We start from the raw sequence: 2,199 nt of genomic DNA on the forward strand, positions 1-2,199 counted from the left end.
CAGAGCGGCGTATTGCCATTGAAACTATCGCCATAGGCCGTAATCGCGCGGTTTTCGTCCATATCCTCGCAGGTGGCTTTGCCGATGCGCAGGTCTTTGTCCGACAGCGGATCGAGCCCCATCGCCCGCGCCACGGCCTGCCCGGAGGGAAGCCCCTGCTGAACGCCGCGCAGCAGATTGCGCAAGGCGAGGCTGGAAATTTTTCCCGGCTGGGCCAGCGGCTGACCATTGCCGTCGCGGGCGAAATGACCGTCCGGGCGGCTTTGCGAGAATTCCGGCAGAAAGGCCAGCGGGTTCACCAGGGCGGTATCGAATTTATAAGCGGCCTGCACGCGCGTCGGCCCGTCCTTGATGCGGTCGAAGGTCAGCTTGCGCTCGGTTGTTTCGAAATACAGCGACCAGTCAATCGCCCATTCCTGGGGATATTCACGGAAGCCGTTGAGCCCGGCGGTTTGTGAGGCGGCGAAGATCAGGCGGCGTCCGGCGAGGGCCGGGTTTTCCTTCTTTTCCTGCGCGCTCGGTTTCAGGCGGCTATTGATGCGATAGGCCGGGCGGATCATCGAATGGCCGAAGCGGTAGGCGGCACCCGCAAACTCCAGCGGCATTTCACCAGGGCGCAGGCCTTGCGTGAAGCTGCGGTTGGCCCGCCCGCTGCCCGCGAGATCCTGGGTGCCGAAATCGGGTAGCAGCATCTGCATCATTTTGGGGCCGACGATGCGGGGGAGGAAGTCGGTCAGCACGATCCACTGATAATGCCAGGCGACTTCCCGGGCGAGATCGGGGAAGGCTAGATGGGTGCGCTCCCGCGCCACCTGATTGTGAAAAGCCACAAAGGCCGAGTGCAATTGACTGACGATGACATTCTCGTCATTGCGCTTGTCGCCGATCACGGCGCGGCCATTGACGCGCGGCAGGTCCGTGCAGTTAGACGGCGCCCCCGCTTCGGTCAGCTTGCGCCCGGTCAGTAGCGTCCTTCCATCGGCGGCGAACAGGTAAGGTTGATCGGCGGGGCCGCGCCCGTACAGGCTATCGAGATCGAACCAGGCCGTGCGCAGGTTGGGATCGCGCGGGGTATTCACGTCGGCCCCAAAGGCGTTATTCGGGTTCAGCGTCAGATCATGGTCAATGAACTGACCAAGATAGGTGTAACCCGACGGGATACCGAAATTTTCTTCATCGTCTTGTTCATCCTCCGCAGTGGCGGTGATGAGCAGATGGCCTTCCTTATTGCGGCGCGCAGTACCGTCAGCATTTTCCAAAACCTCCGGTTGGGCGGTCATGCCGCTTAGGTCTTTGCCGTCGCCTTCGGCAAGGCGCAGCAGGTCTTCGGTGCTGAAAACTGCCGGGCTAAGCGTGGGGAACAGGCGTTGGAAGCCGGTCGGGGTGGCATTGCCCATTGCGGCCCGAGCAACGTTCGGCACTAGATGGGCGGCGGTCAACGCCGTACCCGTGAACAGGGCGGATTTCAGAAAGCGGCGGCGGTCCATACTCGTCTCCATCGTGGGATCATCGAATGGGGAGACGGTAACTTTGGTTAATGGAGCCAGTTTGCAGAGAGTTTGGAGAGATTGTGGAGAGGCCGAAAGCGCGCCTTCTTAAAGCTTGAAGTGCGCGGGCAAGACAGTGCCCTCCGGCACCTCAACCCCCGGCGGCAAGCGCAGAAACACCCCCTCCGGCGGTACGAAATCCAGCGGAATCGGCGTGTTCTTCGACATACGCCAGTTTTCCGGCAGGTGCACGGGCTCCAAGAACGGCGCGACCGAGATCAACCGTTTGGCCGAAGCCGCCACATCGTTGCGGGCGAGCGGCTCTTGAAACAGGGCGTCGTTGGCAAAAAAGCCCAAGTGCAGCCCGCGCCCGATGGGCCGGTCTTCGCGAATGCCATAGAGTAGAAAATGGTCCCAGGCCGAAAGCTGCCCGCCTTCAACGGCGGCTTTCACATCCGGGTTCAGGCGCAGATATTCCTGCGCATTGAAGAACGGCTGCGGCCCCATCACGTGATACTGATGGTAGACATCTGCGACGCTGCCGTCGTTCAGAATATTGCCCTGGCTCATTAGAACGGCGCGGTTACAGACCTTGCGGATGAGGTCTTCCGAGTGGGAGGCCAGCACGAGAATACTGGATTTGCCGACAAAGCTTTCCAGCCTCTCGGTGGCGCGCTCGATGAAATGGGAATCGCCGACGCTGACCCATTCA

General features: G+C 61.1%; 1 protein-coding gene and 1 pseudogene. Both read right to left on the bottom strand.

The genetic code is table 11. The annotated features are described in order from the left end of the window. A partial coding sequence (locus tag VZ95_RS09715; protein WP_052711653.1) for a peroxidase family protein occupies positions 1–1,487 on the bottom strand: 1,487 nt, incomplete at its 3' end. Positions 1,488–1,595: 108 nt separating this feature from the next. Continuing rightward, positions 1,596–2,199: pseudogene (locus VZ95_RS25440) on the bottom strand (ABC transporter ATP-binding protein); the annotation flags it as partial.

The organism is Elstera litoralis, from assembly GCF_000963705.1.
Classification (GTDB): domain Bacteria; phylum Pseudomonadota; class Alphaproteobacteria; order Elsterales; family Elsteraceae; genus Elstera; species Elstera litoralis.